The sequence below is a fragment of the Pseudogemmobacter hezensis genome (assembly GCF_013155295.1).
Lineage (GTDB): Bacteria > Pseudomonadota > Alphaproteobacteria > Rhodobacterales > Rhodobacteraceae > Pseudogemmobacter > Pseudogemmobacter hezensis.
The window spans coordinates 99,537-121,335 of record NZ_JABJXT010000005.1 but is presented as its reverse complement, the minus strand read 5'-3'; the positions used below and the strand labels follow the sequence as shown (position 1 = coordinate 121,335).

The 21,799-nt window shown below is 61.9% G+C and carries 23 protein-coding genes; 3 read left to right on the top strand and 20 right to left on the bottom strand.

Features of this window, described 5'->3' with window-relative positions:
* Position 1: 1 nt before the first annotated feature.
* The 14 genes from traN to HOY34_RS07380 all read right to left on the bottom strand — a co-directional run bounded on the left by traN (position 2) and on the right by HOY34_RS07380 (position 12,298).
* Entirely contained in the window at positions 2 to 2,392 is a 2,391-nt protein-coding gene (gene traN / locus HOY34_RS07445) for a conjugal transfer protein TraN (protein WP_253944297.1), read from the bottom strand.
* The gene (gene trbC, locus HOY34_RS07440; protein ID WP_253944295.1) at positions 2,389 to 3,114 is read right to left on the bottom strand and encodes a type-F conjugative transfer system pilin assembly protein TrbC; all 726 of its coding nucleotides are present in this window, start codon (positions 3,112 to 3,114) and stop codon (positions 2,389 to 2,391) included. The genes traN and trbC overlap by 4 nt, the downstream gene beginning before the upstream one ends.
* Entirely contained in the window at positions 3,114 to 4,106 is a 993-nt protein-coding gene (gene traU / locus HOY34_RS07435) for a conjugal transfer pilus assembly protein TraU (protein ID WP_172361418.1), read from the bottom strand. The genes trbC and traU overlap by 1 nt, the downstream gene beginning before the upstream one ends.
* Entirely contained in the window at positions 4,103 to 4,753 is a 651-nt protein-coding gene (locus HOY34_RS07430; protein ID WP_253944293.1) for a hypothetical protein, read from the bottom strand. Before HOY34_RS07430 ends, traU begins: the two co-directional genes overlap by 4 nt.
* Entirely contained in the window at positions 4,729 to 5,259 is a 531-nt protein-coding gene (locus HOY34_RS07425) for a S26 family signal peptidase (RefSeq protein WP_172361416.1), read from the bottom strand. Before HOY34_RS07425 ends, HOY34_RS07430 begins: the two co-directional genes overlap by 25 nt.
* Positions 5,256 to 5,621, bottom strand: a complete 366-nt coding sequence (locus HOY34_RS07420) for a TrbI F-type domain-containing protein (protein ID WP_253944291.1) — start codon at positions 5,619 to 5,621, stop codon at positions 5,256 to 5,258. Before HOY34_RS07420 ends, HOY34_RS07425 begins: the two co-directional genes overlap by 4 nt.
* Positions 5,618 to 8,101 (bottom strand): TraC family protein, encoded by a 2,484-nt coding sequence (locus HOY34_RS07415; protein ID WP_172361414.1) that lies wholly within the window; start codon positions 8,099 to 8,101, stop codon positions 5,618 to 5,620. Before HOY34_RS07415 ends, HOY34_RS07420 begins: the two co-directional genes overlap by 4 nt.
* Complete coding sequence (locus tag HOY34_RS07410) at positions 8,101 to 8,538, bottom strand: TraV family lipoprotein (RefSeq protein ID WP_172361412.1); 438 nt, start codon at positions 8,536 to 8,538, stop codon at positions 8,101 to 8,103. The genes HOY34_RS07415 and HOY34_RS07410 overlap by 1 nt, the downstream gene beginning before the upstream one ends.
* The gene (locus HOY34_RS07405) at positions 8,535 to 9,779 is read right to left on the bottom strand and encodes a TraB/VirB10 family protein (RefSeq protein WP_253944290.1); all 1,245 of its coding nucleotides are present in this window, start codon (positions 9,777 to 9,779) and stop codon (positions 8,535 to 8,537) included. Before HOY34_RS07405 ends, HOY34_RS07410 begins: the two co-directional genes overlap by 4 nt.
* Positions 9,779 to 10,507: a TraK domain-containing protein gene (locus HOY34_RS07400; protein WP_172361410.1), complete on the bottom strand. Its 729-nt coding sequence runs from the start codon at positions 10,505 to 10,507 to the stop codon at positions 9,779 to 9,781. Before HOY34_RS07400 ends, HOY34_RS07405 begins: the two co-directional genes overlap by 1 nt.
* Positions 10,504 to 11,058, bottom strand: a complete 555-nt coding sequence (locus HOY34_RS07395; protein ID WP_253944289.1) for a type IV conjugative transfer system protein TraE — start codon at positions 11,056 to 11,058, stop codon at positions 10,504 to 10,506. Before HOY34_RS07395 ends, HOY34_RS07400 begins: the two co-directional genes overlap by 4 nt.
* Entirely contained in the window at positions 11,058 to 11,348 is a 291-nt protein-coding gene (gene traL, locus HOY34_RS07390) for a type IV conjugative transfer system protein TraL (protein WP_172361408.1), read from the bottom strand. The genes HOY34_RS07395 and traL overlap by 1 nt, the downstream gene beginning before the upstream one ends.
* Before the next feature lie 66 nt (positions 11,349 to 11,414).
* A complete protein-coding gene (locus tag HOY34_RS07385; protein ID WP_172361406.1) occupies positions 11,415 to 11,765 on the bottom strand; it encodes a hypothetical protein in 351 nt (116 codons plus the stop codon).
* 179 nt (positions 11,766 to 11,944) lie between these two features.
* Positions 11,945 to 12,298 (bottom strand): hypothetical protein, encoded by a 354-nt coding sequence (locus tag HOY34_RS07380; RefSeq protein WP_172361404.1) that lies wholly within the window; start codon positions 12,296 to 12,298, stop codon positions 11,945 to 11,947.
* Between the two features lie 591 nt (positions 12,299 to 12,889).
* Here HOY34_RS07380 and HOY34_RS07375 point away from each other — a divergent pair.
* Positions 12,890 to 13,393 carry a helix-turn-helix domain-containing protein gene (locus HOY34_RS07375; protein ID WP_172361402.1) on the top strand — a complete coding sequence of 168 codons (504 nt, stop codon included), beginning with the start codon at positions 12,890 to 12,892 and terminating at the stop codon, positions 13,391 to 13,393.
* Here HOY34_RS07375 and HOY34_RS07370 read toward each other — a convergent pair.
* Positions 13,383 to 13,619, bottom strand: a complete 237-nt coding sequence (locus HOY34_RS07370; protein WP_172361400.1) for a hypothetical protein — start codon at positions 13,617 to 13,619, stop codon at positions 13,383 to 13,385. The genes HOY34_RS07375 and HOY34_RS07370 overlap by 11 nt on opposite strands.
* Positions 13,620 to 14,002: 383 nt before the next feature.
* Between HOY34_RS07370 and repC the strand changes: the two genes are divergently transcribed.
* Entirely contained in the window at positions 14,003 to 15,322 is a 1,320-nt protein-coding gene (gene repC, locus HOY34_RS07365; protein WP_172361398.1) for a replication initiation protein RepC, read from the top strand.
* 12 nt (positions 15,323 to 15,334) lie between these two features.
* Complete coding sequence (locus HOY34_RS07360) at positions 15,335 to 16,543, top strand: DUF1173 family protein (RefSeq protein ID WP_172361396.1); 1,209 nt, start codon at positions 15,335 to 15,337, stop codon at positions 16,541 to 16,543.
* Here HOY34_RS07360 and HOY34_RS07355 read toward each other — a convergent pair.
* From HOY34_RS07355 to HOY34_RS07335, 5 genes are all read right to left on the bottom strand, one after another.
* Positions 16,534 to 17,952: a hemolysin family protein gene (locus HOY34_RS07355; protein ID WP_172361394.1), complete on the bottom strand. Its 1,419-nt coding sequence runs from the start codon at positions 17,950 to 17,952 to the stop codon at positions 16,534 to 16,536. The genes HOY34_RS07360 and HOY34_RS07355 overlap by 10 nt on opposite strands.
* Positions 17,953 to 18,013: 61 nt before the next feature.
* Positions 18,014 to 19,081, bottom strand: coding sequence for a hypothetical protein (locus tag HOY34_RS07350; protein ID WP_172361392.1), 1,068 nt, complete (start codon positions 19,079 to 19,081; stop codon positions 18,014 to 18,016).
* A gap of 109 nt (positions 19,082 to 19,190) precedes the next feature.
* Positions 19,191 to 20,024, bottom strand: a complete 834-nt coding sequence (locus HOY34_RS07345) for a metal ABC transporter permease (protein WP_172361390.1) — start codon at positions 20,022 to 20,024, stop codon at positions 19,191 to 19,193.
* Entirely contained in the window at positions 20,021 to 20,884 is an 864-nt protein-coding gene (locus HOY34_RS07340; protein ID WP_172361388.1) for a metal ABC transporter permease, read from the bottom strand. Before HOY34_RS07340 ends, HOY34_RS07345 begins: the two co-directional genes overlap by 4 nt.
* Positions 20,881 to 21,771 carry a manganese/iron ABC transporter ATP-binding protein gene (locus HOY34_RS07335; protein ID WP_172361629.1) on the bottom strand — a complete coding sequence of 297 codons (891 nt, stop codon included), beginning with the start codon at positions 21,769 to 21,771 and terminating at the stop codon, positions 20,881 to 20,883. The genes HOY34_RS07340 and HOY34_RS07335 overlap by 4 nt, the downstream gene beginning before the upstream one ends.
* Positions 21,772 to 21,799: the final 28 nt, after the last annotated feature.

Sequence of the window (21,799 nt, the reverse complement as noted above, 5' to 3'; positions counted from 1 at the left end):
TTCAATCTCCTTCGGAAATCGCCCCCGCCGTCAGCTCGAGACGGTCGCGCAGATAGTCGGTGACCATTTGGGTGGTGGGCACGTTGGCGTCGTTCATCATGTCCTCGAAGGCCTCGCTGAGATCGATCTGATCCCAGTCGATGGTCTCGATCTGATCGAGCGGCAGGCCGGCACAGTTCGGACTTTTGGCGCTGCCCCATCCGCGCCCGGCGAGGCGGCGGATTTCCTTCTGGAACACCATGCCAAGCTGACTGTTGAAGGTGCAGTAGCTACGGCGCTTCTGGAGGCAGACGCCGAGGACTTTGCGTGAGCAGTAGGTGCCGATATAAACGGCCGCCTTGGCCTGGATGCGATCCATCAGCGCCAGTTCGCTTTCAGAGCAATCGCCGAGAATGCCGTTCGCCCATCCGCTGTCGTTGCAGCAGTTGATGGTGCTGAGCGCGCCAACCTTGCAGTTGCGCCCGGTGCCCGAGAACAGCGTGACGTCCTGCATGTCGACAGACTTTTCGCTGTCTTTTGCAGCCTCATCCAGCACGGTCAGCCAGGCCGCCGCATTGCCGAAATCCGTGTTCGGCTCGTCGATGATGCCTTCACAGAGTTCGCCGACGCAGACGTTGAAGGCGGTGCAATGTTCGGGAAGTTCCATCCCGCCGCCGCAACGATACTGGTATTCCCAATGCTGGCATTCGGCGGGCGTTCCCCCGACCGTCTCGTCGGATTCCACGAAGCTGAGGCAAGTCTGCCCGATCACCTCGCAGGACGGATCGGCTTGGAACGGGCCGCAATCGGTATAGTCCTCGACGCCTTCCGCCAGACAGGTGAAACCCTGCTCGTACTCCCAGCAGTCGCGGGACACCGGGAAACCCATGATCGTGCGGACTTCGGCCCCGACCGAGCAGACGGATTCTCCCGCGATGCAGCCTTGTGCTTCGGGCGACGGGTCGCAGGAATTGACCAGCCGGTCCTCGATGCGCTCAATGCGGGAGTCGAGGCGTGCGGCGGGTGCGTGGTCGCTGAGATCGTTCAGACAGTCCCAGGTCGAGCGCTCCAGCTCGCAGCCTGCATCGCCGGTGGTGAGGCAGCTATGTTCGGTGCGGCTGCAGGACGTGTTCGCAGCCAGCGAGCCGCATTGATCATTGGTGGTGCAGCTGTAATCCCGCTCGATCTGACTGCAACGGTTCTCGACCTGGCAGGTGCGACGGACCGGATACCAGAACTCGCGCATCACCGGGCTGTTGTAGACAGGAGCCCAGGAGAAATCGGCAAAGGCGTGCCCCCAGTCACCGTAGTTATAGGTGCAGTCGCCGATCACAGCCCCGTCGGTGTGATAGCCATAGTTCACCCCGGCCCAGATCAGCGGGCCGCCGACGCCATCCTCGTCGAACCAGCCGTAGCCTACCCCCTCCTCAAGCCCGTAGAATGGACCCTGCTCCTCGGTCAGGAGCCCCTCCTTCGTGCGATAGATCCCGCAGTCGTAGAAGCCATAGGCGCCATAGGGCGCATCGGGGGCGCAATCCTTGTGATAGAGCCATTCGCCATCGGGAATGAACATCGGGTCGGGACTGTCATCCCCCGACGGCGACAAGCCAACGATCTCGCCGTCCCAGACATAGAAGCTGAACAGCTCATCCGACCAGACATAGGAAGCATTCGCCCCGCTGGTCACGAACCGGGATCCCGTTTGCGGTTCCCGGATCGTTGAACTCTCCCAGGCGGTACAGCGCTCCTCGATGAAGCTGCACTGGCTCGCCGGATTGCCTTCGGGCAAATCTTCTGTTGCACAGACCCCGTCCTCGCCGGGTGTGCAGGTGACGGTGACATCGTCGGTGGTCCGGTCGCATCGCCAGGTGTCCCGGCGGTCAACCTCGACAACCCGGCTTATCGTACAGGTTTCCTCGCGCATGTTGGAATGCACGTCACAAAACCGCTCGAAAGGCTCCAGCACGCTGAACTCGCTAAAATTGCAGGCCGGATCGGCACTGACGGTGCTGGAAAAGTACTGGCCTGCAATTTCTTCGGCGCTGATGGTCGCCTGGTCGCCGACCGTGACACCGATATGGTCGGTCCCGAGGTCATAGGCGGGGCGCAGCGTCACGCTGTCGATGACATTGCCATAGGCGTCTGCGGCATCGGTTTCGCCGGCGATCACTTCGTTCTGCCTGGCCTCGATGTTGCCGCTGCTGATGGTGGTCTCGGGCGGATTTGCCGTCTCGAACGGGGTGACGACCTCCGACACCGTGCCTCCGGTAAAGACCGAAGACCTCTGCCCGAGCCGCGCCGCGTCACCTGCGGCCTTCGCCCGGGCCGAGGGATCGAAATCCGGCTCCTGCGCTGCCACCGGCGGCGCGAATGCCATCAGGCTCGCCGAGAGAAGCAGCGCCCGGAAGGTCATTTTGGCACCTCTGCCAGTGCCCGGGCCACTTCGGCCGCATCGCCATTGCCGGCTGCGATCAGGCGCAGCGCTGTCTCGACAGGGATATTGCCGCTCAGCCGATCATGGCGCGGCGGCAGATCTGCCTCGCAGGCAGGGGTTTCGCAGACGTCCAGGCTTTCGCCCAGGACCACGAGAACCGGCACGGCACGGATATCGAAGCGCCGGAACAGGGTCGGATCAATGGCGAAAGCCTCGCCGATCTCGTCCTCGCCGAAAACCTCCTCGAGCTTTGCCCGGGTCTCGAAGACCGAGTTGTTGACAAAGCCCCGAAACACGATGGTCAGCCCGTGATCTGTGGCTTCCTGCATCATCTGCCGGAGCGATGCTGCCGGCATCGAGAAGCTCGCGAACAGGATCGCCCGGGTTTCCGCGTATTTTTCCTGCGGGGCCTCCTCCGGCCCGGCGCCATCCGTCCCAAGCAAACGCCGCACGCGGGGATCGTTCAACGCCCGTGTGCGGATCCCTTCCAGATCCTCGATCTCCACCCCTTCCCGAGGCTCCTGGATCGTGAGCCTGTCGGCCAGCTCTTCGCCGCGACGCTCGGCGTCCCTGACGATATCGACCAAAGGTATGGTGATCGATCCGGTTGCCCCCGGCGCGAACTGCACCGGGGGCTCGTCCTCGGCCGACACTGGGGATGCCAGACCGAGGACGATTGCCGCGACGCCTGTCCCTCGCATCAGAGCGCGCAGCAATTGCGTTTCCGCCACATGAGCCATCCGAAGCTCTCCCCTTTATATGGAAACTCCCGCATGGAATCGACGAACTGGGTCGAAGAACCGAGCGGCCCGCAGGCATAGCGCCCGCTCGTGGCGGCGCGCGGCCGGGTGATCTGCAGCCGGTATTGCGATTTCTTGATGATTGGCGCGACATTGGGCGTGCAGAGCGCGGAGCTGCTTGAAGACGTGTTCCGGGCAAGACCAAGCCTGTGCTGGCGCGCGATCATCTTCGCGGTCACGGTCTCACTGGCCTGGACACCGCCATAATGGGCGTTGCTGTCGCCCTGGATCGGATACATCCCGCCCTGACATCCATTGCACCAGAACAGGCTGTCCATCGGCAGGCCGCCACTGGAAGCCTGAACGCAGTCGGCCGCGCAGGCTGCCTGGGCCACGGGATTGGCGAAGAGGATGGCCTCGGGGTTGACGATCGTGTTCAGCTCCGCGTCCTGCCAGAGCGGGTCGAACTCGCTGATATAGGCGATGTCAAAGGTGGTGTTCTCAAGACAGAGGCCATCCACCACTGTGCCGAGCCAGGAGATCAGCGGGTAATAGTAGTAATGGACCTGCCATTTGCTGCCAGTCTGATCGCCGTCCGAGCTGGTGACCGAAGATTTGCCAATCGAGAACAGGCCCAGATCGGCCTTGAAGCCCATATTGACGAAACAGCCGGCCTCATTGGCGACATCGGTGAGGCGGGCCGGCTCCCAGAGCCCGATGGCGAGGCCGATCCGCGGCGGCACGCCGGGACAGATGCAGACCGGCAGCGACGGGTTCGAGGTATCGGGACGCTTGTTCAGAACGCGGATTGCGCCGATGGATATCGGAAAAATGCAATCCCAGCAGACTTCGGTGATCGGATTGAGGAAGCGGACATTGCATTTGGCCAGGGCGGCCTCGGTGGTCAGGATCATCGAGAGGGCGAGGCCAAGCAGAAATCCGATGCGTTTCATTGGGCCGCCTCCCCGGTCGGGATCTCTTCGATCAGCAGCAAGGGATCTGCCCGGGTGATTACCGAAGGCAGATGTTCGAGGCCGAAGCGCGCGCCGATCACCCCATCCTGGTCAAACCAGAACCGGCGCCCATGCTGGCGCATCAGATCGAGCGGCGCACCTCGGGCGATGACGATCAGCGTGTCCAGCTCGTCGCCCTCTTCCAGCGCAAAGCTGACCTGATCCGCGGCATCGCCGTCGATCACCACGATGCGCTTCGAAAACCCGGAATAGGCGAGCGGATTCACCGTGGTGCCGGCGCGCGCGAAAACCGTCCCGTTGTGATCGGCCAGATCGCGGTCGATGGTGATGGACGGATCGAAATGGAACGCCCGGTATTCCTCGGCGGCGGGCAGATCGATCAGCGAGGTTGGCCGCTCGAGGTATTCGCGGGTGCGATCCTGCATGTCGCGCTCCATCTGCGCGAGCCCGCCATTTTCCTCCATCGCCCGGAAGCGCGACAGGATCTCTTCGAGGAAATCCGGCTCGATGATCGGAAAGACCGTGCCATAGGCGCCGAAGTTCTTTGCCACGCCCTGCAACGGGGTGAAGGCCAGAAGACTTGCGGCGAGGGACGGGAGGATCAGTATCCGCGGGCGTCGAGCCATGCCTTCAACTCCTTCCATTCAGGGATGAGATCGGTGCCAAAACCGACCGCGCGGATGCGATCACGTGGAAAGAGGCCCACTGTGGCGTAGCGGCTGTCGAGGGAATCGTCGGAAGTGCCGAAGGCGGCATAGCTGCCCGGAGGGATCAGACCTTCCGGGAGCGGCGCGTCGAAAACCTCCCCATCGCGTATCGCCAGCGGGAAGCACCTGGCCTCGATGCAGACCGCATTGCCGACATGGAAGATGCGGTCGCCTGGCAGACCCTCGACCCGCTTGGTGAAGTACAGCCCCTCGAAACGTCCGGCATAGGCCTCGGGCGGATCTGCTGCGATCACCGCGCCGCGCCAGATCAGCTTCGGCCAGGCCCACATCACGTAAGCATGGTCCGGCATGGAATCCGAGGCATTGATGTTCAGCCGCAAGGCGTTCAGCGCCCAGAACCCGGCGAGGCAAAATACGGCGCCGCAGGTGATGATGCTCCAGCGAAGAATGCGTCCTGCCCTCATTGCAGGTCTCCTCGCGTGCTCGCACCGGCCAGAGCGCGATCGGCCACAAGGCCAGTGATATCGGGCGCTCCCGCAAGGACCGCCGCCGAGTTCACCACGATCACGTTATTGGCGCGGGCAAACTCCGCAATGGCAGCTTCGAGATCGGCCTGCCAGGCGAGAGCCACCTGTTCATAATCGGCATCCGACATCTCCCGGCCACCGGCCTGGATGAAGCGCAGCACCGCTTCGGTCGCATCAATGGTCACGATCCCGGTGGGCAAGCCGACGGGTTGCGTCGCAAGAACGATAACAAGGGTGACGGCGATGCTGATCATCGCAGTCAGCGCCAGTTCGATGAAACGACCGAGGCTCAGCTTCATTCGACCGCCCCCTCTTCGACAAGGATGCGGATTGCCTCGACCGTGCTGTAGCCCTGACCCCGGAGGCGGCGGATCTTCTCGACCGTGGTACCTTTCGAGGAATAAACCGCGAGGCAGAAGGGATCGAGCAACAGCCGACCGAAGAACCAGCCGCCGGGCCCCTTGATGCCCATTTCCGAGAACTGGCCGCGTACCGATTGCAGGGATTTCAGCTGGCCGGCGATATGGGGCGAAACCGAGAGCCGCCCGTCGGCCACCAGCCGGTCGATGGTCTCGGATTTCTGGGCCAGAAACACGGTCCAATCACTGTTCTGCAGACAGACCGTCGCGGCGACATTGTCGTAATAGTCGTCGATGCTTTGCGTGCCGGTGATCAGCGCACCGGTGTATTTGCGGGCGCGGCGCACAACGCCTTCGATAAACTTCGCCGTGGCATGGCTCTGCAGAAGGTCCCAGGCCTCGTCGATCAGGATGGCAACCGGCGTGGCACGCTCGGTCTTGAACATCAGTTCAGTCGCCAGGAACATGATCATCTGCAGAACGACATCCTGCAGCACGCGCTGGCCCTTGATGTCGGAAAGCTCGAAGACCGTGAAATCGCTGTCGAGCTTCAGGTTGGCGGGCCCGGCGAAATAGGCGCCATAGGGCCCCCCGCGGGTGAAGGCCTGCAGCTTGACCACCACATCCATCAGGCGCTGGTCCTCGCTGGCAATCGCCTTCAGCCGCTCCCAGACATCGGTGACTTCGGCCGCCGGGCCTTTCTCGTCCCAGACCTCGCCGACGAGACGGCTGATAAAGCCTTCTTCGAGATCCTCGACCCGGGACTGGCCCCCCTCCCCGAGCGCAGCCATCGAGGCAAAGATCCGGGTCAGCAATTCCACGGCGTCGGCGCGGTATTCGTCCCGGCCCATATCGGCGACCGAGAGCATCGAGAAGGGATTGAGCCTGATCTCGCGCGAGCCGTCGAAACCGACGAAACTGCCACCGATGATCTCGACCGTGGTCTTGAAGGAATAGCCGTCGTCGATCACCACCACCTTGCCGCCGGCGGCATAGATCGAGGTCACCAATTCCTGCATGAAGACGGATTTGCCGGCGCCGGACTTGCCCACGACCGAGACGTTGTAATTCCCGTCGGACAGGAAATTATCCCAGTCCATGATCTGACCCTGGCGGCCGAGCAGGAGCACGCCACGCCCGTTGCCGGAGCCGGTCCATTCGCCATGGATCGGCGCCATGGCTGCGGCGGCTTCGGCCTTCAGAATCTTCATCCGCTGGAGTTTCTTCAGATCTTCCATCCGCTTGCCATGGACGGCAAAAGGCAGCGCCGAGAGGAAGATCGGGAGCTGGACGAAGGTATCGTTCTCAAGCACCAGCCCGGCATAGCGGTAGATCTTCGCCATTTCCGCGAGCGCGTGTCGCGCATCCTCGATGCCGCCGAGCGTATAGGCCGAGACCGTGAACACGGTATCGAGCAGCTTTTCGCCCATCTCCACGGCCTCGTTGAGCCCGTCGAATTCCTGCATCTTCTCGGCAAGGTTGGACGCGAACCGCGCGAACTGTGTGCTGGCGGTGTGCTGGAGCCCGGCCCGTTTCTTCATCAAGAAACCGGAGGCATCGGATTTCGAGCGAACGCGCAGCGCGAAGGAGGTCAGAACCGGCCCGACCGGGCGATCAGCGATGCGCTCCGGCACGCCGTTCAGCAGCATGCCGAGGACGAACTGCCACTCCCGCGGGTAGCGTCGGACACTGGCACTGGCCACCGCCATGGGTGGATCGCCGAGAAGACCGATGGCCGCCCGGCGCACCAGCAGGCCCGCTCCGGGCAACTGGTGGTTCAGCGCCTCTTCGGCGCTGTACTCAAGCTGCGATATGCCGGTGAGCCCCCGGCAATGCAGCAGCTCGCCCATCAGCCGCACGAAATCCGCAGGCCCGAGGTGGCGCACGAACTGCTCGCCGCCGAAGACCGAGTAGAGCGCTCTGCGAAAATTGCGCAGATCCTTCTGGCCGCTGAGGTCGACCGATCCGTCGAGCCAGCAGGCAACAAACACCCGGCGATGATGCGGCACCGCCTTGATCACATGGTCGTTGCCGTAGCGCGCCGCCCGCAGGTGACCCATCCGCCGCTGCGCCATCTCCTTGACCAGATCGTCGCCGGTCAGCCGGTGTCGCGCCCATCGGATCAGCGGGCCATCGATATCGGGCGAGGTCCAGTTCAGGAACTGGATCGTGGCCCCATTCGGGGCGTTCGAGTTGATCACCGCCTGCAGGTTCGAGGCGAGATCATCGGCGCCGATGACCGGGTTCACTTCGATGATGAAGCCCGTCGAGTTCTCGTTGAAGTAAAGCTCGGATTCCGGGTCATAGATGCGATAGGGCAGCAGTTCCGCGACGACATCGCTGGCAAGCGATTGCGGCTCGTCTTCCGACCAGTCGGGATCATCGAAAAGGCCTGCGAAGAAGGATTTGAACGCCCCCATCACGGCCTGCCCGAGGCCCAGCGGGCCTCCTGCACGACAAAATGGACAAACCCGGCCTCGTGCAGCAACCCGTCCGCATCGAGATGCGGGGCGACCCAGAGCGTGCCCACCTGTTCAGGAACCCGGTACTGCGCGGCTGCATAGGCCTGACCACCGTCCCCCATCCCGCCGGGAGCACCCCCTGCCCCGGCCTTGCCACCGGTGGCGGCAAGCGGGGTCTGGGACATCTCTTTGCCGAGCGTGTCGGCAAACCGCTCCTCGACCGGCTGCGTCCGGGGGGTGCCGCCGCGATCCGCCTCAGAAATCGTGGCACAGGGCGACCCGCCGGTCTGGGCCGGGCAGAGGAAATCCTTCTCGGTATTGCCACTGCCGCAGGCCGCGAGAACAAGAGGCAGGAGAAGCGCGCAAATCGCGCCCGGATGCAAAGCAAGGCTCATTTGAGCGAGACTCCTTCCATGAAGACGACCTCGACCTCGGTCCCGGCATAGAGCGAGACCACGGGCTGATATTGTTCGGCGCGATCGATGTAGTATTCGGCCAGCCGGTCGGCGGCATTTCCGGCCGCACCGCCCAGCATGCCGGTGCCTGCGCCGGCCAGAACCGAGCCCACGGTCTCGGCGCCATCATTCGAGCCTGCGATCGAGGCGGCCGAAGAGACGGCATCGGCGAAACCGCCAAGCGCGCCGGCGAGTGCGGCACTCCTTGCGAGGTTGCCTTCGCGACTGACCACCTGGCCGCGCACGCCGGCCTTGCCTGAGCCTGCCACAAGGCCTGCCACCTGGGTCTCGATCACCTGATCGCCTTTCCCTAGGCAGGTCAGGGTGGTCAGGCGCACATAGACCCGTTCGCTGGAGAGATCGCCCATGGCGGAGCCGAGCACGGTGCAGCCGGTGATCGCGATCCGCCGACCTGCGCCCGCGCCGCCGGCTGCGGTGATGGCAGGCCCGGTGATCCGCACCAGCACCGGGACCGGATTGTCGCGGGAGACGACGCCGGTCGAGGCATCCACACCGGAGATCACCACCGCCGGGGCATAGCTTCCGGCCGGAATATACGAGCCGAGAACATGGACGCTGGATGAGCGGTCATCCGGCGCCGCAGGCGGCGGTTCCGGCAGCGGCGTCAGCGAGAAGTCGATGGCGAAGCCACCGCCAAAGGGCTGGACGGCTGCCTCGCTGCCAGCGGCCCCTGCGCCAGGTCTTCCTGGTGCGGCCGTGCGGCCGCCACCGGTAATGAACTCCTGGCCATAGTTCTCGCCATTGGGACCAAGAGCCGCACCCGGCGGTGCCGCTGCGGCCGCCCCTCCGGGGTCCCCGGTCTTCAACGCGTCGATTTCCGCCTGCTGGGTGACGATCACCTCGTCATATTGCTCGCGGATCGCCTCGATCTCCGCCTTCTGGCTTTCGGTCAGCGCGGTGACACTTGCGGTCAGCTCGGTCACGGTCTTGCTGAGCCTTTCGATCTCGGTCCGGCTCTGTCTCGCCCAGGTCAGTTCCGGGGAGGCCTGCGAGGTGCGGTCCGCGATGATTGTCTCATCGACATGACCGGAACTGCCGATGCCCTGGAAGGCACTTCGACGGGCATTCATCACCTGGCCGAGAAACAGGATGATGAGGAGCAGCACCCCACCGGCGATGCCAAGGATCAGCCATTGCTTTTGCTTGCGTGCCTCAGCCATCAGCGTTTCTCCACCACCACGACCCAGGCCCGCGTATTGGGCGCGAGATCATTGCGCTCGACCCAGACGGCGAGCACCTTGCTGTTGAAGAAATCCTGCGGTCGGACATAGCGGCCGGACTCTCCGCCAGCCGCAACGATCACCCGGGCCCGCATGCCGCTGCCGGTTTCCGAGGCAACTACGGTGCCATGCCCGCGCGAGGGGGCTGCGCGCCCGGCGACATGCTTGTCGATGGTCGCACGGGTGAAGGCAACGAGGCTGGAGGCATACCCCCCGCCGCCCTCACCCGCCGCCAGCTCGAAACCCGCCGCAGATCTCTGCCCGCTTGCGCCCGCGCTGCCGCTCGTTGTGCCTGCCGGGAGATCCGGCAAGCCATTGACCGTGATGATGACCGTCTCGGCGCCGAGGTTCGATTTCGGGGTCAGCTCGTAGCTGATCGTGACCCCGCGTTCGGTGATGATATAGCCGGATTCGGGGGCGAGCTTTGACTGATCCCCGGCATAGCGCAGGAAGATGTCGCCGGTTGCCTCGTCGTTCATTTCCTGAAACTGGCTCTCATCCTTGATGATGCGCCGGATCCGGTCGCCGGCGACGCTGATCCGCGTCACATCCCCGGCCGAGGCCGAAATCCGCACCGAGCCGTTCGGCCGGGTCGAAAGCTTTTGTTCCGCAAGCGCGGGCCAGGCCAGAGACGCGATCAACGCGGCGATGATCAGGGAGCGGTTCATTTCTCGACCTCCAGCAAGTCCATCCGAGACAGCCGGATCGAGGAGCCTTCCTCGACGAAGCTGAGCTGGATCCGGCGCGGTCCCGTCGAGACTTCAGTGGTGTCGAGATAGGTTGCCAGACTGCCTTCAACGACGATCTGGAGGCGGGAGAGGTTGTGCTCGATCCGCTCGGGCCGGAACACGGTCGAGATCCGGCGCAACCGGATGTCCTCCGCGATGTCATCATAGCTTTCGAGCAACCGCGCCCGGTCCTGGGCTGCGGCGATCCGCTCGATCACATCCCTGCCATAGCGGATCGTGCCCGGACTGATCGTGTACATGGAATAGACGGCGTCGAGGCCGAGCGCCTCGATATAGCGGATATCTGCGGCACCCCTGGCCACCATACCGTCGCTCACCCGGGAAGGGATCAGCACGACCTGAGTGTTTTCCTGGCTGATCCGGTAGCTTTGCAGGAAATTGCCCGCGACCGAGACCGCCAGCAGCACCACCAGCACATTGCGCGCCTTCTGTGCGGCCTTCATCTTGCGGCTGAGGGTGGCGAAATCCATCAGCCCCTCCAGATCGTCACGGAGCTGTCGGGCCAGGATTTCATCGGGCCGACTTCGCGGGGCAGAGACCAGTAAAGAAGTGCGAGCAACCGCTCCAGGCCGCCTTCCCCCTTCAGGCGCTTCCACAAGAGGTAGCTGATCACACCGAGGATGATCCCGGAGATGGCGGATTGCAGGGCAATACCAACGCCTGCAGGCGCGAGCAGGGCCAGTCCCTCATCCACTGGGAAGAGAAGGATGCGGGCCTGATCCTGAAGGCGCTGTTCGATGCGGACGACGTTCTCCTGCATCTGCTCCTCGAATGTAGCTGGAAAGGACAGGAATGGCCGCACGGGATAAGCCGTGCGGCCGGCGGCTCAGAGAACCGGGTGCTGCACGGGCAAGCTCACAGGAGCTTCAGCGAGCATATCGATCGTCGCAGTCACGCCGCCGATCGAGGAAACGATCGAGACGCCGTAGCCGAGGAAGAGCGAAACGGCGACCGCCGTGATGACGAAGGTCCAGCGACCGGTCGCCATCAGCGTGATCGCCGCCACGATGATCGAAATGATGAGGATCAGATAGCCGCCCGCACCGCTGAGAAGGGTCGTGAGCGTGGTGGTGATGCCGGCGAAACCGGCCTCGACGCCGGTACCGGCACCTGCGGCCATTGCCGCAGCAGGAAGCAGGGTGGCCGCAACGGCCACCGCGAAACGCAAAAGTTTCATGGAGTTACCTCTGGAGCTGGGATGTGGTCAGCAGGCCGCCTGCCCGACGCACATTACAGATCAGAGTGAATCAATCAATATGATTCGTTGACGTTTAGTATCAAATGTCAAAACTGAGGAACGATCATCTCGATGCCGACCCTTCAGATCGGATTGTAATCCGATCCACGGTTCTCCCGCTATCCTGCGCTTTGCGTACCAGCTTCAGCATTCAGTCGGGCATGCAAGGCCCAAAGTTCGCCTTCCGTTTCAATCTGTGCTTCGAGCGGTACAAGAATTTCTTTCGCCGACATGCGTTCGAGCATTCTGAACACAGCGATAATCGTCTGCGTAAACTTCAGCTTGGCCTCCCGCACTGTGAGTACGAGCAGGCGCCGTCCGTCTGGTTGCCTGATCATCATATACCAGCCATCGATGTCCCGGGTCCCCTTTTTGCCTCGGGCAATGAGTTCCACATCAGCTCCCTCCCTCACCAGCTGTGCTGCCATCCTCTCGAACACGACATGAGGCTTCCGGTTTGCCTGTTCTCCCACGACGGGTCTCCTCCCGATGGATGGTCTGCTGAATTGTCGACGTTTCGCGCAAAACCTGCACGTCTTGACAATACATACCATTCTTACGCGTTTCCACCTATTTTTTGACAATGGGCAATTCTTGTAAGATCGCAGATTCCTGTCAGATGTCGGCGAACAGCAGCCTCGGCGTTACGGGTCGTATCCGCCACTTCCGGACAGCATCAATCGTCATCTCGCATGGAACCTGCGGCGGGCTTCAGCGAATGCAGAAGCGTCCCAGGCTGAAATGTACCAAACTCATTTTAGTCAATAATATCATGAATCTGGAGCGCCATGACCAACTGTTTTACGCCGCGACAGCCACCGTCGGCGACGCGCCGACCACCTAACAACGATTAGCCAAGGTCAACATCTCATAGTTTATGTTGATAAATGATATTAAATGTGCCGTGATGGTGTCATAGATCAATAATCCAGACTCGCTTCCGCTCTATCCCCAGTCCGGCACACGTCCTTCTGACCAGGCTCAAGCGGACCCAGCCCGAAACGGCGGCTAACGTCACCGGCACCTTCAGGTGCCGAGCGTACCGCCATGCAATGAGGTGTGCCTTGCCCCCCATCACCATGACATCCATCCGCTTTCGTGAACAACTGCTGCGCAGCCGCCTTCTCCATATCGACAGGCTCGTACAGGATGGGGAGATCAGGCTCACCCTTTCGACACCGTTGGACAACAAGGTAAACTGCACACTTGGGCTTTCCACCAATCCTCGCCCCAAGGTGTTTTCTGATCCGCTCGGACTGATCCGGCTCGTCGATAGCTGGGGCTTGCCCCAGGTTGCCGTTCCGCTCGACATCTCACGTTCCACCACAGAAATCAGCGAAGCGGCTTGTGCAAAGATCGAGAAGGTTCTGCGCAGCCCGCGCACGCGCTCAAAGCGCGGCGCGAACCGCTCTGATCTGTCATTTCCGCTGGACTGGGGCAGGATCGGGGACGCCATTGGCCAGGGCCACACCGACGAAGAAATCGCCGGGAGCACCGGGATTCCGCTGGAAACCGTCCGTTTCATCCGCGCTCAGCTCCGTCGGAAATCGGGAAGGGTCAACCGATGAGGGCTGACAACAGCCCTGATGTCCCGCTCAGGGGCAGGTCAAGCGGCTGGGCAAGCACAATCGCGCCCGCAGCGGTTTCTCCGTCGAAGAGGAATTCGAAATGCTGACCCAGATCTGTCTGCAACCTCACGCCGACAAGCAAGAGTTCCGTCCGACCCCCACGATTCAACCGAACGGCATAGAGGTTGTGCGTGACACAGCCGAAACTTGGGATTTCTTGCGACATACCGACATTCCTTCTCACGGTAGTGAACGTTGCGGTGAACTCGTGTCCACCACAGGCGATCATCCATGAGGAGAGATCTGGAAAGCCATTTCTACCTTGATAGGAAACCGAAAACTGGCGCGGCCATGATCCCTTCCCCGCAGGTCTGCCACGTGTCCGTGACTCCTGGCCTCTTTGAATCCCACCTTCCGCGGGGTTCGCCAGAGATGTGCGGAAATCTGTAATGCTCGCTCGCGAGGTCCAGCGGCCAACTCCGGCTCGATCTCGCGCGTAGCCACAAATTGCAACACCCGCGCGGCGGCAACCGGCACGGGGGGAGGCAAGACTACGCAGGGACGGCAATCCCGACCACGACAAGGTTAAGCGTAGCTCCTCCCCGGACCATGCGCAACGAGAAATCGCAGTTTCTGCGATCGATCCCCTGCGTCCTGCTCGCTGCCTGTAATGAAGGATCAAAGGGCATGAGAAGCAATCAGGCCTGCTTGCAAGACCCCTCGTCCAATTGGCCAGTCCTGCCCGGCACACTGAAGCGCGGCGATATCGAGGGACTGCTTATAGATCTGCGAAGCGCTTTGGGCTTGTCACCCGCCCGGCTCGACGCCCTTCTCGCGATGATCCGGCGGACGCGGCCCTCTGACTGGACCGACCCGGGCACGGATGCAGTCTGTTATGTGCAGCAGCAGCAGCTGGCAATGGATCTGGACAAATCGGCCCGCGCGCTGCGCTACGATGAGGCAGCTCTTGTCAGGCTCGGGTTCATCTCACGCGGCACCATCGGTAACGGCCGCCGCTGTGCGCCCGTAACGGCCTCGCCCGAAAAATATGGCCTGTCGTTCAGCCCCCTGATCAGTCAGGTGACACATCTTTTCGAGTTGAGAGAACTTCTCCAGCGCGAGGCCAACCGGGTGCGCGCCCTCCGCCTGTCCTGTCTTGCCCTTCGGCAACAGTTCAGACTGCTCCTTACTGAGCTCAGGGAAACCCATCCTGAAAGCCCTCAGCTGCTGCAGCTGGAGCAAGCGCAAGATGCATGGCCGCATCGAATGGACCGCAGATGGACCGCAGAAGCCCTCGACGAATACCGCGCCGCTATCGCTGCGGCAGTTCGCGAGGCCAGCCAATTCCGCGATCTGTGCCATGAGCCTTCCGGTGAACCGGAAACGGACTTCCGGTGCCATATACAAGATACAACCGAAAGATTTCCTGAATCCTGTAGCTGCCAGGAAAGCCAGCATGCTTCGCGGTCGGAAGAAAGCAATCCCCCTGCCAATATCATATCCGCTGACACCGCATTTCTGAAGCCGACACAACTCTATGCCATTTCCAGTGAGGAAATGCGCTTCTGGCTCGACGGGGTTCGTGATGGCCGGCGCGAGTTTGACCAGACCGACTTCATAGAGGCTGCAGCGCGGCGTGTACCGGAACTGGGTATCAGCGATTCAGCCTGGGAAGAGGCTCTGGACCAGCTGAGCCCTCTGCGTGCGGCACTCGCGATCCTGATCATTGACGCCAATCGGAACCACCCGGTCACCCCTGTCAGATCACCGGGAGGGCTGCTCAGAACCTTCATCCGATTACACCGGGGCGGCCGGCTTAACCTGGCCGGAAGCCTCATCGGGCTTGTCGAGCGAAAACGTGGCCCTGTACAGGCAGGACCCCCGGGCTCCGTCACGTCCCGGCACCACAATCGCTTCCCCTCAGTTTGAAAGGCAGCCAACATGCGCCGCTTCGACATCAACGGCACCATCCTGAAGGTATCCGCCCCCGAATTCCAAAAGGCCCTCGAACGGGCCTGGCAGGACAGAATTCGCCCCCTGTGCCTTTGCAGAAAACCAGGTGTTCCGACCTATATCGCCAAAATTGGTGGCCAATACCTCGTTAAGCGCATGCCGCTTTCCGGGGAAAGCCACGATCCCGGCTGCGAGGCCTTTGAACCGCAGTGGAGCACATCGGCACTGGACACCCTCATAGGCAATGCAATCCGCCGGGATGACGCCACCGGTCGGGTGTCGCTGAAGCTGGGGTTCGGCCTCGCCAAAACCGGTACCCGCAATCCGGGCAACTCTGCTCCTGCGATTCCAGGCGTCAAGAGCTCTGTCGTCATGGTCCCTCCAAAGCTCTCCCTGGCCGCGCTGCTCCATCTGCTCTGGCATGAGGCCGATTTGACCAGATGGACAGCAAACTGGGCGGGGAAGCGCTATTGGTGGACGGTCAGATCGCATCTGATCGCAGCCTCCCGCACCATGATGGTCCGGGGCGAGACTTTGGCTTCACTGCTGTTCATACCCGAAACCTTCCGCCTGGAGGCGAAATCGGAGATCGAGCAGCGCAGGATGGCGGCCCTTCTTCCGCTGCAACCCGGAGCCGGTGGCCAGGGCCGGTTGATGTTGATGCTTGGAGAGGTGAAATCCATCGACACGTCACGCCTTGGCCGGAAAATCATCCTTCGCCATCTGCCCGACTTCCCGCTCCTGATCGATGATCGGTCATGGTCGAGGGTCCAGACCCTGTTTGCCAACGAACTCTCTCTCTGGGAAGCGGACGAAAGTAGCCATCTCATCTTGTTCGCGACGTTCGGCCTCAATCCCGCCGGCTTGGCCAGTGTAGAAGAGATCGTCCTGATGGTCTGCACGACGAACTGGATCCCGTTCAGCAGCATCTATGAGCATCGCCTTTTGAACGAACTGGCCGGACTCCGCGAAGAGAGCATCCGCAAACTCAACTTTGGGCAGGCCCCTGAGGATTCCGAGATGGTTGCACTCCTCCCACGGCACCACCCAAAGCCACTGGCCCTCTACATCATTCCGCCGCGGGACGAATCTTTGATCCGAGCGGACCTGGAAACATTTGTTCCTTCACATCCCGATCTCGATGTCTGGATATGGAACGTCGCCTCTGGCGAGATTCCATCTCTCACTCAGGCGTGACATTTCTGCAAGCCAACCTGGGGCAGCTGGTTCTCCGCACCATTCGACGAGGCGTCCTCCGGACGAGGGCCACTTTGCTCAAAGACGGATATCCGCAGAATTCTCCGATCACGCATCTCGGCGATCTCGAAAAGTAGTCCGTCATGCCCAAAGCGTTGCCCTTCCTGCGGTAGCTGCTTCAGCCGCTCAAGAGCGAAGCCGGCGAGCGTATTATACCAGCGGTTCTCCTCCATCCCGAGAAGCGGCCGCCCGACCATCCGTGCGAACTCGTCAACGGGAAGACCGGCATCGAATATCCGGCCATCCTCGATCTGGGTTGGCTGCGCTGGCGTTCCCGCTTTCCGCGGCTTGATCTTGACCTTTTGCGGCGGCGTCCGACTGTCACCGGCCAGCGCGTCGAACAGGTCGTGGGTCGTCAGCATACCCTCAAGATCGCCCAGTTCATCAAGGATCAAAGCACATTCGAGATGCTTGCGGCGAAACTCCTCCATGACCTGGACCACTCGTGCATATTCCGGGAGGAAGACCGCCTCCATGATTGCCTCCGACGGAAGCGTGGGTAGCGACGGATCGAGACCAAGGATGGTCTTGGCCGTGACGATGCCGATCTGTCCGCCATCGCCGATCCTGACCGGGAAACGGCTATAGGGGCTCGCCAGCATCTGCGCCCGGGTTTCCGCTAAGGGACGATCTGCCTCCACCCATTCCAGATCGACCGCGGGGGTCATATAGGCAAGAGCCTTGCGGTCACCCATTGTCAGGGCCCGATCGACAAGGTTCCCCTGCGCCTTGTGGATCAGCCCGGCTTCATTCGAGGCCGAGATCAGCAGGCGCAACTCCTCCATGGAATAGAGGTGGCCCTCTCCGGTCGCCGGATCGAGGCCGATCTTGCGCAACACCCAGTTGGCAAAGCCGTTCAGCACATAGAGCAGCGGCCTGAACACGAGGAGGAACAGCGCCAGTGGCCGGGTGATGCGCAGCGCGACCTGTTCGGAGCGCTGGATGGCAAGGCTTTTGGGCAACAGCTCGCCAAAGACCACATGGAGAAACGTAACCAGGCTGAAAGCGATGATGAAGGCGGCTGTATGGGTTCCAAGCCAGTTTAGCGGTGATGGCAGGCCCGAGAACAATGGCCCAAGGACCGCAGCCACCGCCGGCTCACCGATCCAGCCAAGACCGAGCGAGGACAGCGTGATCCCGATCTGCGTGGCCGCGAGATAGGAATCGAGGTTGTCGCTGGCACGGGTCAGATCACCGCCCAGCGGGTGCCCCTCGTTGCGCAGTTGGTCGATACGTGAACGTCGCAGCGCCACCAGCGAGAACTCACAGGCAACAAAGAAGCCGTTCGCGCCGACGAGCACGAGAACCGCGAGCAGCTTCAGAGGGATGGTCCAGTCGAGGTATGCCATGGTTTCCGGCCAATGATGAACTGCCCCCGGCACGCTTGCGCCAGGGGCGTGAGCCATGTGTTCAGAAGGAGAAGCTGCGCGTCAGGCGCAGACCGATAATTTCCGAACGTGAGCCGGCCTCCGAGAAACGGCCATATCCAAGACTGAGATCGATACCGTTATCCCAGGTGTAGCCGCCGGAGATCTGGACAAGCGTGTCGCGTGCCGAGCCTCCGGCTCCGAGAGTGAGACGACGGGAGGACGCCGCAAGTTCGCCATGCCAGGCACCGCGTGCCAGCCCGAGGCCGAGCGTGGCATGGTCCGCATCATCGGCGCTGCCACCGGCATTGCGCAATCTTGCGACTTCGCCCGCAACGGTCAGCTCTGTCCCATTCCCGAGTTCAAAGGTCTGGGCCAAACCGAAGACCATGCCGCGCTCACTGGCAATGTCTCCAATGCCCGGTTTCAACTGCCGATAGCCCAGATGCCACGAAAGGCCCGGTGCAGCCTCAAGGTCGCTGCCATCAAGGGTCAACGAGACGTTGTTGAGGCGCCCGGTATTGCCGGCCCCGCCGTCGGCGCGCGTCAACCGGCCGCGCCGGGTCAATGCGGAATCCGAGAGCGTAGTGGTATCCGCAGTGAAGAGATTGACACCCAAAGTCAGACTGCCAAGCGGTGTTGCACCAAGATCCCACGACAGGCCGACACCAAGCTGCTCGGCGAGTTCATAATCCTCAGCCAGATCAGCGCTCCAAATCCCCGGCATCGTGTCCCAGGCCGTGCCGAAACCAGCTCCGAACTTGCCTGCGGTCAGGGTGACCGGACCGATTTCAGCCTCAAGATTCAGCGTATCGATATAGAGGCCGATATCTCCGAAGGTGCGATCTGTGGCGGGGCGCGGATCAAGCACCGCCTCTGCGGTGGCACCAAAGTTCAACGCGATGCCGTCCGTCATGCGCAGACGGAGCGCGAAGGCTGCACTGCCGAATGTGTCGGTCAGCCTTGCATCAGGGTCATCAGCTCGGAAGGTGGAATCGATACCGAACTCGAGATCAATATTGCCCTCCCATGGGGAAGTGGTTTCGGCCGAGGCTGCAGTTGCAGTCAGACCGATTGCGAATGCGGTTGCGGCGCGAGAGATGCCACGCATCGGAACGTCCTTTGAAGAGGGCACGCGAGGCGTGCCAGAGGGGGCTGCTGGCGGGTCACCCCGCCAGAACAGCAGTATATGGAACGGGTAGTGCTCCGTTCGGATGTGCTCAGATTGCTGTCGTGACCTGTCGTTGCAGGCGGATCTTGCGCACAAAGGCGATCAGGAAGAGGGCTGTCAGGATCAGCACCACGGTCGGCGCCGGGGCAGAGTCGAGGAAGAAGCTGGCATAGACACCGCCCAGCATCGAAAACAGGCAGACCACGACCGAGACCGCCAGCATCTTGCCGAAACTGCGGGTCACGAGGAAGGCAATCGCCCCGGGTGCAATCAGCAGGCCCACTGCCAGGATCAGCCCGGTTGCCGACATGGTGGCTACGATGGTCAGCGACAGGATGGTCAGCAGGCCATAATGCAGCAGCCCGACAGGCAGACCAGAGACCCGCGCCTGCGCCGGATCGAAGGCGTGCAGCATCAGGTCCTTCCATTTCAGGAGCAGCAAAGCTGAGACACCCGCACCGATGATGCCTGCCGTCCAGAGATCCTCCGACCCCACCCCGAGCATGTTGCCAAAGAGAATGTGGTCAAGGTGGGCGTCAGAGGTAATCGAGGTGTAGAGCACGATCCCGAGGCCGAACATGCCCGAGAAGACCACCCCCATCACCGTATCCTGCTTCACCCGGCTGTTCTCGGCCAGATAGCCGGTTGAAACGGCGGTGAAGAGGCCAGCAGCGAAGGCCCCAAGGATCAGGGGGAAGCCGAAGATATAGGCCAGAACGATCCCCGGCAGCACGGCATGGCTGACGGCATCCCCCATCAGGGCCCAACCCTTGAGGACAAGGAAGCAGGACAAGAGTGCGGTCGGGACGGCGACCACGGCGGCGATCCAGAAGGCATTTTGCATAAAGCCGAACTGGAAGGGCAGCAGAAGCTGGTCGATCATTGAACTGCCTCCTCACGCAGCGCAGCACGCGCCTTGGCGCGGGCAGCCAGCAACCCGTGTTTTGGTGCAAAGACAAAGGCCGCAAGGAAGATCAGGGTTTGCAGGCAGACGATAATGCCGCCGGTCGCACCATCGAGGAAGTAGCTGGCATAGGCGCCGACGAAACTCGTCACCGTCCCGATGAGAACCGACAGGGCAATCAGACGCGGAAAGCGGTCGCAAAGCAGATAGGCCGTGGCCCCCGGCGTCACCACCATGGCAATCACCAGAAATGCCCCGACTGTCTGCATCGCTGCCACCACGCAGGCCGACAGCAGGATGAAGAACACCGCCTTCAGAAAGCCGGGATGCAGACCGATGGAACGGGCATGACTCTCGTCAAAGAAGACGACCATCAGATCTTTCCATTTCATCAGCAGAACCGCCAGAGAGACGAAGCCGATGATCGCAAGCTGGATCGTATCGTCGCGAGAGATCGCAAGGATATTGCCCATGGTGATGGTCTGGACCGAAACCGACATCGGATTGATAGAGACCATGAACAGGCCAAGACCGAAGAACGATGTGAAGATCAGCCCGATCACCACATCAACCTTCAGCCCCGAACGGTCCGACAGGAACAGCATTGCCGCGGCAGCAAGCCCACCGGAGATGAATGCGCCAAGCGCAAAAGGCAGGCCCAGCATATAGGCGCCAGCGACACCGGGCACGACTGAGTGAGACAGCGCATCGCCGATCAGCGACCAGCCCTTGAGCATCAGATAGGCCGACAGGAAGGCGCAGACGCCGCCGACAAGCGCGGAGACCCACATCGCATTCGTCATGTAACCATAGGTGAAGGGTTCAAGAAGCACACTCACTGCTTCCCCTCCCCTGCCGCAGTATGGGTGCGGCCCGCATATTGCACCAGGGGGCGTTCGTCATCGGTCAGGATCGAGACATGGCGCGCATCGTCATCGTCGTGCAGCGCGTCGCCGCCGAGGGTGAAGTGCCGCAGCACACCGCCGAAGGCATGTTCCAGGTTCTCGCGGGTGAAGGTGGTCTCGGTGGGACCGTAGCTCAGCACCGTGCCCTTCACCAGAACCACCCGGTCGCAGAACTCAGGCACCGAGCCGAGATTGTGCGTGGAGACCAGCATCACCCGGCCCTCGGCGCGGAGTTCGCGCAGCAACGCGATGATCTGCTCTTCGGTCTTCACATCGACGCCGGTAAAGGGCTCATCCAGCAAGATCACTTGCCCATCCTGCGCCAGGGCGCGGGCCAGGAACACGCGCTTCTTCTGGCCACCCGAAAGCTCGCCGATCTGGCGATGACGGAAGTCCTGCATGTTCACCCGCGCCAGCGCGGAGCTGACCGCATCATGGTCAGCTTTCGAGGGGCGGCGCAGGAAGCCCATATGGCCATAGCGCCCCATCATCACCACATCTTCGACCAGCACCGGAAAGGACCAATCGACTTCCTCGCTCTGCGGCACGTAGGCGACGAGATTGCGCTTCAGCGCCTCCTTCACCGTCAGGCCGAGCAACCGGATCTCGCCTTTTGCCACCGGCACAAAGCCCATCACCGCCTTGAATAGCGTCGATTTCCCGGCACCGTTCACGCCGACCAGCGCCGTCACGGTTCCCTTCGGGATCTGGAAGCTGGCGTTGCGGAGCGCGGTATGACCGTTGCGATAGGTCACAGTCACATCGCGGGCGGTGATCCCGCTGCCATCGCCCTGACCTGGCTGAATGGATCTGTCTTGCATCATCTGTGGTCTTTCTGCCGGAAAGGGT